The 8,607-nt window shown below is 61.5% G+C and carries 6 protein-coding genes and 1 pseudogene; 3 read left to right on the top strand and 4 right to left on the bottom strand.

The features are described from left to right. Positions 1-336: 336 nt before the first annotated feature. A complete protein-coding gene (locus ENZ74_RS12875) occupies positions 337-609 on the bottom strand; it encodes an usg protein (protein WP_013529022.1) in 273 nt (90 codons plus the stop codon). Between the two features lie 302 nt (positions 610-911). On the opposite strand from ENZ74_RS12875, the gene acs reads away from it, so the two are divergent. Both acs and ENZ74_RS12865 read left to right on the top strand, forming a co-directional pair. Continuing rightward, the gene (gene acs / locus ENZ74_RS12870; RefSeq protein ID WP_013529021.1) at positions 912-2,867 is read left to right on the top strand and encodes an acetate--CoA ligase; all 1,956 of its coding nucleotides are present in this window, start codon (positions 912-914) and stop codon (positions 2,865-2,867) included. Beyond that, positions 2,867-3,610: an MOSC domain-containing protein gene (locus ENZ74_RS12865; protein WP_063169460.1), complete on the top strand. Its 744-nt coding sequence runs from the start codon at positions 2,867-2,869 to the stop codon at positions 3,608-3,610. Before acs ends, ENZ74_RS12865 begins: the two co-directional genes overlap by 1 nt. A gap of 1 nt (position 3,611) precedes the next feature. Here the strand turns inward: ENZ74_RS12865 and ENZ74_RS12860 are convergent, their stop codons facing one another. The 3 genes from ENZ74_RS12860 to ENZ74_RS12850 form a co-directional block, all read right to left on the bottom strand. Then, positions 3,612-4,880 carry a cyclopropane-fatty-acyl-phospholipid synthase family protein gene (locus tag ENZ74_RS12860; protein ID WP_063169461.1) on the bottom strand — a complete coding sequence of 423 codons (1,269 nt, stop codon included), beginning with the start codon at positions 4,878-4,880 and terminating at the stop codon, positions 3,612-3,614. 364 nt (positions 4,881-5,244) lie between these two features. Next, positions 5,245-6,723, bottom strand: coding sequence for a pilus assembly protein (locus ENZ74_RS12855; RefSeq protein WP_127312801.1), 1,479 nt, complete (start codon positions 6,721-6,723; stop codon positions 5,245-5,247). Positions 6,724-7,247: 524 nt separating this feature from the next. Then, the gene (locus tag ENZ74_RS12850; RefSeq protein WP_013529017.1) at positions 7,248-8,117 is read right to left on the bottom strand and encodes a transglutaminase family protein; all 870 of its coding nucleotides are present in this window, start codon (positions 8,115-8,117) and stop codon (positions 7,248-7,250) included. 165 nt (positions 8,118-8,282) lie between these two features. Here ENZ74_RS12850 and ENZ74_RS12845 point away from each other — a divergent pair. After that, positions 8,283-8,607, top strand: a pseudogene (locus ENZ74_RS12845) (HAD family hydrolase); the annotation flags it as partial.

The raw sequence follows: 8,607 nt of genomic DNA, 5'->3' as shown, positions 1-8,607 counted from the left end.
GCTCGACGCGGCAAGCGAAGTCACCGCGCCCTACCCGTACTTCCCGTATCGGCGGCAGGAAGGCTTTGCCCGGTTGAACCCGCCGGTGGTTTGAGCGCATCGGGCCGTCATGGCGCAAGGTTCGCGGGCCAGCGCCCCCCTCTGGCCTGCCGGCCATCTCCCCCTCAAGGGGGGAGATCGGATGTCGCGGCGACTTTCGCCAATCGCAGGCGTAACAAGGGGCGGCGTTGTCGGTGGAGCTGCCAATCTGCCCACTTGAGGGGGAGATGTCCGGCAGGACAGAGGGGGGCGTCGTAGAACGCCGACCTCAAGAAGCCGTTGCTGCGAAACTTGCCCCTAGTGCAGCACAAACTCCCCATCCACCTTGCGCCATTCATTCGGCGCGATCAGCTTCTGGTGGGTGTAGCTGATCGAATGCAGCGGCCCGTCCAGCTTGGCCTTCCAGAATTCGATGAACTTGATCAGCACCGGAAACTTCGGCGCGAGATCGTAGTCCTGCCAGATGAAGCTCTGCAGCAGATGCGGGTGATCGGGAAAGTGATAAAGAATCTTGGCAGTGGTCAAGCCATAGCCTTTGAGCATCAGGTCCATTTCGGCATGGTCGCGCATGACGGTCCCCAGGTTGATTCGCCTGTCCTCCCACGGCTGATTGTGCGCGCCGCTGATTAACCGTCTATTGATTTTTTCTTCATCTGAACCGGCTTTAGCTTGCGAAAACATGCGGTTAGCAGCGCACCTCTTCGAGTGCTGACAGCCCTGGAGAAGCTCCCTGCGGCATCCCGCCGCGCGAATCCAACGTCTAATGTTGCCGTAACGGCGGAACTGGTAATAATGCCGCCGAATTCGCGGCCGTGTCGCCGCGATCCCGCCGGCATTTCAAGCCGGCGATTGGTTCGGGAGGAAAGTCAGGAATGTCCGAGGTTCATGTCCATCGCGTCCAGCCGGCGTGGAAGAAAAACGCGCTGATCGACAATGACACCTACCTGAAATGGTATGCCGACAGCGTCAAGAACCCGGACAAATTCTGGGGCAAGCACGGCAAGCGCATCGACTGGTTCAAGCCGTTCAGCAAGGTCAAGAACACCTCCTTCGACGGCAAGGTCTCGATCAAATGGTTCGAGGACGGACTGACCAACGTTTCCTACAACTGCATCGACCGGCATCTGAAGAAGCGCGGCAACCAGACCGCCATCATCTGGGAAGGCGACAATCCCTACGACGACAAGAAGGTCACCTATAACGAGCTCTACGAGCATGTCTGCCGGCTCGCCAATGTGATGAAGAAACACGGCGTCAAGAAAGGCGATCGAGTCACCATCTACATGCCGATGATCCCGGAAGCCGCCTATGCGATGCTGGCCTGCACGCGCATCGGCGCCGTCCATTCGATCGTCTTCGGCGGTTTCTCGCCGGATGCGCTGGCCGGCCGCATCGACGACTGCAAGTCGACCTTCGTTATCACGGCTGACGAAGGCCTGCGCGGCGGCAAGCCGATCCCTTTGAAGGAAAACACCGACAGGGCGATCGAGATCGCCGCGAAAGCCGGAACGAAAGTCGAAAAGGTGGTGGTCGTGCGACGCACCGGCGGCAAGACCGGCTGGGTTTCAGGCCGCGACGTCTGGTATCACGACGAGATCGCGACGGTGAAAGCCGAATGCAAGCCCGAGAAGATGAAGGCCGAGGACCCGCTGTTCATTCTCTACACGTCGGGTTCGACCGGCAAGCCGAAGGGCGTGCTGCACACCACCGCCGGCTATCTCGTCTACGTCTCGATGACCCACCAATATGTCTTCGACTACCATGACGGCGACATCTACTGGTGTACCGCCGATGTCGGCTGGGTCACCGGCCACAGCTACATCGTCTACGGCCCGCTCGCCAACGGCGCCACCACGCTGATGTTCGAAGGCGTGCCGAACTATCCGTCGCAGTCGCGCTTCTGGGAAGTCATCGACAAGCACAAGGTCAATATCTTCTACACCGCGCCGACGGCGTTGCGCGCGCTGATGGGCGCCGGCGATGCGCACGTGAAGAAGACGTCGCGCAAGTCGCTGCGCGTGCTGGGTTCGGTCGGCGAGCCGATCAACCCGGAAGCCTGGGAGTGGTATTTCAACGTCGTCGGCAACGGCAAGGTGCCGATCGTCGACACCTGGTGGCAGACCGAGACCGGCGGCATCCTGATCACGCCGCTGCCAGGTGCGACCGACCTCAAGGCGGGTTCGGCGACGCGGCCTTTCTTCGGCATCAAGCCGCAGCTGGTCGACGGCGAGGGCAAGGTGCTGGAAGGTGCGGCCGACGGCAATCTGTGCATCACCGATTCCTGGCCGGGCCAGATGCGCACCGTCTATGGCGATCACGACCGCTTCGTGCAGACCTATTTTTCGACCTACAAGGGCAAGTACTTCACCGGTGACGGCTGCCGCCGCGACGCCGACGGCTATTACTGGATCACCGGCCGCGTCGACGACGTCATCAACGTTTCCGGCCACCGCATGGGCACGGCCGAAGTCGAATCGGCGCTGGTCAGCCATGAGAAGGTTTCCGAGGCCGCGGTCGTGGGCTATCCCCACGACATCAAGGGCCAGGGTATCTACAGCTACGTCACCTTGATGAAGGGTGCCGAACCCACCGAGGAGCTGCGCAAGGAGCTTGTTGCCCATGTCCGCAAGGAGATCGGCGCCATTGCTTCGCCCGACAAGATCCAGTTCGCGCCGGGCCTGCCGAAGACGCGTTCCGGCAAGATCATGCGTCGCATCCTGCGCAAGATCGCCGAGGACGATTTTTCTGCCCTGGGTGACACCTCGACGCTGGCCGACCCGGCCGTCGTCGATGATCTGGTCGCCAACCGGCAGAACAAGAAGAGCTGATGCAGGCCGCGCTGGGCACTGTCAGCGAACTCTGGCGCTATCCGGCGAGTTCGCTTGCCGGCGAGCGCCTGAAAACAATCTCGGTCGACGTCGAGAGCATCGACGGCGACCGCCTGTTCGGCCTTGTCGACGTGTCCGACAACGAGATCGCACGACCGGACCGCGACGCGAAATGGCACAAGGTGCCGCGCATCCGCACCCGGCTGTCGCCGACCCTGGAACTCGAGATTGCCGTTCCCGAGGGCGACTGGCTGGCCGCGCCAAGCATCGAGAGCGACCGCGCGGTGTCGGCCTATCTCGGCTTCGAGGCCTCGCTCCGTCCGTTTCGCCGCGAGAATGCCGGGCCTGACTATTCCGGCCCGCTGACCGCGGAGCGCTACCGCAAGGCGCCGATTCATCTATTGACCACGGCTTCGCTGGCACGCCTGAAAGCATTGCACCCGGAAGGGGTCGCCGACCCGCGCCGCTTCCGCCCCAACATCGTTGTCGACATGGCGGCCATCGAAGGCTCGTTTCCCGAAACGGAATGGATCGGCCGCAAGCTTGCCGTCGGCGATCTCCTGCTGACCATCTCGGAACCCTGCCGCCGCTGCGGTTTCACCATTGTCGCCCAGGATGGCTTCGACCATGATCCGGCGATCCTGCGCAACCTGGTCCGTCACAACGCCCATAATCTCGGCGTCTATTGCACGGTCGACAGGCCGGCGCGCGTCGAAGTCGGCGACGCGATGCGCTTCCTGTAAGCTATCGATACAGATCCGCCCGTGTCGGCGGCAGGCCGCTTGGACCGCGCGCGCGCTTGGTCACGACGGTCTGGAAAATCTGTGCCGATGCGCGCTCGAAGGTGATCGAACAGCCCGTCAGGTAAAGCAGCCATAGCCGCGCCCTGGCCTCGCCCACCTCGGCGATTGCCTCATCGAAGCGGGCCTGCAGCCGCTCGGCCCACAGCCTGCAGGTGCGGGCATAGTGCTCGCGCAGGTTCTCGACATCGTAGACGAGAAAACCATGCGCCTCGAGATTGCCTGTTGTCATGCCGATGGTGTCGAGTTCGCCGCCGGGAAAGATATATTTGAGCAGCGCCTTGAACTCCGGCCCCTTGCGCAAGGTCTTCTTGATGTCGCCCTTGCTGCGCCGGGTGATGGCGTGGTGCAGATAGATGCCGCCCGGCTTCAGCAGGCGATGAATGGTCTTGAAATAAGTCGCATGGTTGGCGAGCCCGAGATGTTCGAACATGCCGATCGACGAGATCTTGTCGAAGCTGCCGGTGAGTTCCGCATAGGATTTGATCTCGATGGTGATGCGGTCCTCCAGCCCCTCGGCGCGAATGCGTTCGCGGGCCAGCTCGGTCTGCGCCTGCGACAGCGACACACCGTGGCCGACGACGCCGTAGTTCTTTGCCGCATGGATCAGCATGGCGCCCCAGCCGCAGCCGATGTCGAGCAGTCGTTCGCCCGGTTTCAGCCGGAGCTTGCGGCAGATGTGGTCGAGCTTGTCGACCTGGGCCTCGTCGATGCCATTGGCGAAATCCTTGAAGTAGCCGCAGCTATAGACCATGCGCTCGTCGAGAAAGAGCCGGTAGAAGGCGTTCGAGATGTCATAGTGATGCTGGATCGCCTCCTGGCTCGAACCGCTGACATAGGGATTGCGCCCCGACAGATCGGTCCGCGCGCTCATCTGCTTGCGTGCCAAAAGCACGGAAGGCAGGTCGCGCAGGATCGCCATTTTCGGCAGCGACTTGAGCTTGGTTCTGAGCTTGCCTTGCGACGGCAGGGCATAAAAATCGAAGATCGTCCCGTCTTCGATGTCGATGGTCTTGGAAATCCACATCTCGATCAGCGTCGACAGGGACGGTCGCTTCACGATCTGCCAGACGATGTCCTGGTCGTTGATGGTGAGCACCGGACCAGTGGCGGGGCCTATCCGCTCCCCGGTCCACAGCCTGACCGCAAAACCCGGCTTCAATGTTTCGATCACCGTTCGAACGATGCGAGCGGCCTTTTCGGCTGCCTCCATGCGATTCCTCCGAATGCTGGCTCAGGGGCAGAAGTTTGCCCGGTCGGCCTGGCAATCGCAAGCCGGCCCGCACCAGGCCCGCCCCTTGGTTAATTTCAGACCTGCACCTTGTCTTTTGCTGCAATGCACCCCATCATGAGTATGTGTTCAACAAATCGAAAGGAGGTGATCCGATGTCGAGTGATTTCGTTTTCCAGAACGTGGCCTCAGCGGATTGCACTTTCGGGAAGCAGTCTTCCCGTTAAGGCGCGAAATGCGCGGCGGCTGACCTGATAGGTCATCGCCATGGGCCGCGCCACGGACGGAAACACGGAAGGCCGCCGGCTTCGAAAGAAGCGGCGGCCTTTTCCGTTTGCGGACCAGACTACTGGGTCAATGCGATCTTTTCGGTGTTGCGAATGATTTCCTGAAAGGCGTCGTCCAATTCGGCTCCGGTGGACACGTCGAAGAAATGCCTCTTGGCGGCGGAGGTATCCTTCGACGAACAATCCTTCAGCACCGCCTTTGCCTGGTCCCGCTCGGTTGTCGACATATCCTTGTCGTCCAGATCGAAGCCGATGGTGAAAATCTCGATGCCGTCGTTTTTCATGTTGTCGCACAGCGTTTCGGCGTTGCCGCGCGCAAGGGTGCCCTGCCTGTTGTAGCTGTCCCCAGCACCGGCGAAGGCCGTATTGAACTGGCCATCGGTCATCAGGATCGCGACCTTGGCGATCTTCTTCGGATCGGCATCCGAGGCACCCTTGCCAAGACCGGCATTCCTGATCGCAGTGCGCCATTGCGGCGACAGCATATAATAGGTCCACTGAATGGCGATCGCGCCGGCCGTAAACCCATTGGCCCGGAAGTCCTCGATCGATTCAAGCAAGGCATCGGAATCGGCGGTCAGCGGGATCACTTTCGCATCAGGGCACCTGTTCATGTCCCCGTCACCGAGATGATCGTCCCGGTTGACCAGAGCATAGTATTTCTTGCCGTTCCCGTCGGTGCGGACAGTATCCGGGCCGTCGGCGCTCATATCCGCGTTGCCGTTCTTGTCCTTGCGCTCGGTGGCGCAATTGTCGGGGCGTGGCATCGCCGCGCCGACAATGGAGATGTAGTCGCTGAAGGACGGCAGCAGATTTTTGCCCGTCTTGGCGACGAGAAGCGGACTGCCGGCGACGGGTGGGAGCTCAGTGCTGGCTTGTTTTTCGGCATAGACGTTTTCCGCCAGCTTGCCGGCGTTGACGCCAGATGCATAAGGCACAATCGCGACGCGGATGCGGGGGTTCTGCGGATCCTGTTTCTGCAGCATCGTCTGGACGGCGTTTTTTGCAGCTGTTTTCAGATCGCCGATTTTGTCGACCTTGCCGCGCTTGGCCATCGACCCCGTTATGTCGAGCATCATCGCCACTTCGACGGTCTTGTCCGAATAGAGCGCCGTCGTGGAGGCGGCGACGCGTTTCATGTCGCCCGTGCCAAAAATCGGGAAATACAGCCCGACATCGACATGGGCGTCAGCCTGGACCGTCTTGGCGGTCCTGTTGACGATCAGCCTGTCGAGTACGATCTGGTCGGCCTGCAGAATGCCTGCCTGGCTGTTGGCGTCGAGAAAGGCCTGCACCGATTTGTTGGCATCGGCTTCCTTGATGGCGCCGGTCGTTAGGTCGCGTGCCGTCGATGTGACCGCGGCGTCGAAGACGCCTTGGAGGCTCGATCTGGCATTGTAGAGCTGCGATACGTTGACCGAGAAGCCAACAGCCAGCGCCAAGACCGAGGCGCTGAGGCCGAACAGGATTGCGAAATTTCCACCGCGATCCCTGGCGAACCCGCCGATCGCGTGAACAAGACCCCCGTAATTCCGCATCCTACAGCCTCCATTCGCCTCGGCCTCGTCGCCGCGGACAGGGCAATGCAGGATTCCCGCCGGATGACGCCGCTGGCTGGCAGAAGGCCGGCCGCTTGCCGCCAAATCATTGTTTTTGTTCGGCTTCAAGCTCCGCAAAGGTGAATGACTGGTAAACAGAAAAGCGCGGCCGCGGCTGCGTTTACGAGCCGGTTACCATGCTCAAGACGAAGCAATCACGGAATCCCGATGACGTCCTGTTGCGGGACAGGGTCCGTGTGCCGAAGCGGGCCAGTTGTCCCGAGACTGCAGGGCGCGAAATGATCGGATCCAACGCCTCCGGCCGTCGAAAGACCAAAGCGCCATCACGTTTGAAAACCAGGGCCGCTTTTGGCCGCGCCTCAAGGGGGTGTTGAGATTCAGGTCAGGCCAGGTCGAAAATGATGGCTTTCGAGAACCGGAGCGGAGCGGACATTTGGTCCGTGAGCACCGGAAGCGCAGAAAGCCGTCATTTGCAGACCGGCCTCACCTGAATCGACATACCGTTAGGCCAGCATCTGTGCGCCGACGGTCCTGTCGATACCGTGGTAGGGCGGGTTGAACAGATTGCCTTCCTGTTCATAGGTCCATACCTTGAACAGGCTGAGCCGGTGGGCGCCGAAACTATGCAGCAGCGGCACGTCGGTGGCGTCGCGGCCGCGGGCGATGACGATGCGGCCGATTCTTGGCGTGTTGTGGCGAGGATCGAACGTGTACCATTTGCCGTCGAGGAACACTTCCAGCCACGCCGAAAAGTCCATCGGTGCCGGATCGGCTGGCACGCCGATATCACCGAGATAGCCGTTCACATAGCGTGCCGGAATATTCATGCAGCGGCAAAGCGTGATCGCCAGATGAGCGAAGTCGCGGCAGACCCCGACGCGTTCCTCATGCGCCTGAGCCGCCGTGCGGGTCGAGCGCGCATAGCCATAGCCGAACGACAGCCGGTTGTGGACATAGTCGACGATCGCCTGCACGCGCGCCCAGCCGGACGGAATGTCGCCGAAGAGCTGCCAGGCCAGGCTGCTCAGATGATCCGTCTCGCAATAGCGGCTGCCCAGGAGATAACCGAGAACTTCGTCCGGCAGGTCCGCCACCGGCACTTCCCTGGCCAGCGTGTTTACCTCGTCCGTCTCGCCGCTGTCCTCGACGACCGCGTCGTACAGGATGCGAAAACCACCGGCGGGCGCTGTGAAGCGCCGGCAGGCATTGCCATGCAGATCGTGGTACAGCCTTGTCGGCACCGCGGGCGAGGTCAGCACCCGCGTCTGCCGCTTGATATCAGCCTGCCTGTCCCGATGGATCTCGAGCACTGAAATCACCGGCGTGGCGGCTACGCATTCGATGGCGATTTCATAGCCGAGCCGGATCAGCATCGTTGGTCCCCCCTTCGATCTTGTGAGAAGCAGTCCTTCCCAAACGCCCGGAGGATACCGTGGTTCCCTGGGCCGATCGAAAAGCCCACCCCGTGTCTTCCCCTGCCGCGGTCGAGACGTTAGGTTCGGCAACCCCACCAGCGCTCCCCGGACTCAAGGAAAATCATGTATTCAAGCAGAAAATTCGCGGCCTTCCTCTTCGACATGGACGGCACGCTCATCAATTCCATCGCCTCGGCGGAACGGGTGTGGAGCGATTGGGCACGCCGCCAGGGCCTCGACGTCGCTGCCTTCCTGCCGACGATCCATGGCGTACGCGCGATCGAGACCATCACCGGCCTGGCGCTGCCGGGCGTCGACCCGGCACACGAGGCTGATCTGCTGCTGAAGGCCGAGGCGGCCGATCTCGAAGGCATTATCCAGATCGCCGGCGCCGTGGCATTTCTCGATTCGCTGCCGCCCGAACGCTGGGCGATCGTAACCTCCGCCC

Origin of the sequence: Mesorhizobium sp. M7A.F.Ca.CA.002.15.2.1 (assembly GCF_003998715.1) — a bacterium.
GTDB lineage: Bacteria > Pseudomonadota > Alphaproteobacteria > Rhizobiales > Rhizobiaceae > Mesorhizobium > Mesorhizobium ciceri.
The sequence above is the reverse complement of the archived record's forward strand: the minus strand, read 5'-3'. Positions and strand labels throughout refer to the sequence as shown.

Bases quoted from the DNA above. Each gene is read 5' to 3' on its own strand.
- ENZ74_RS12875 (WP_013529022.1), bottom strand. From the start codon at position 609: ATGCGCGACCATGCCGAAATGGACCTGATGCTCAAAGGCTATGGCTTG.
- acs (WP_013529021.1), top strand. From the start codon at position 912: ATGTCCGAGGTTCATGTCCATCGCGTCCAGCCGGCGTGGAAGAAAAAC.
- ENZ74_RS12865 (WP_063169460.1), top strand. From the start codon at position 2,867: ATGCAGGCCGCGCTGGGCACTGTCAGCGAACTCTGGCGCTATCCGGCG.
- ENZ74_RS12860 (WP_063169461.1), bottom strand. From the start codon at position 4,880: ATGGAGGCAGCCGAAAAGGCCGCTCGCATCGTTCGAACGGTGATCGAA.
- ENZ74_RS12855 (WP_127312801.1), bottom strand. From the start codon at position 6,723: ATGCGGAATTACGGGGGTCTTGTTCACGCGATCGGCGGGTTCGCCAGG.
- ENZ74_RS12850 (WP_013529017.1), bottom strand. From the start codon at position 8,117: ATGCTGATCCGGCTCGGCTATGAAATCGCCATCGAATGCGTAGCCGCC.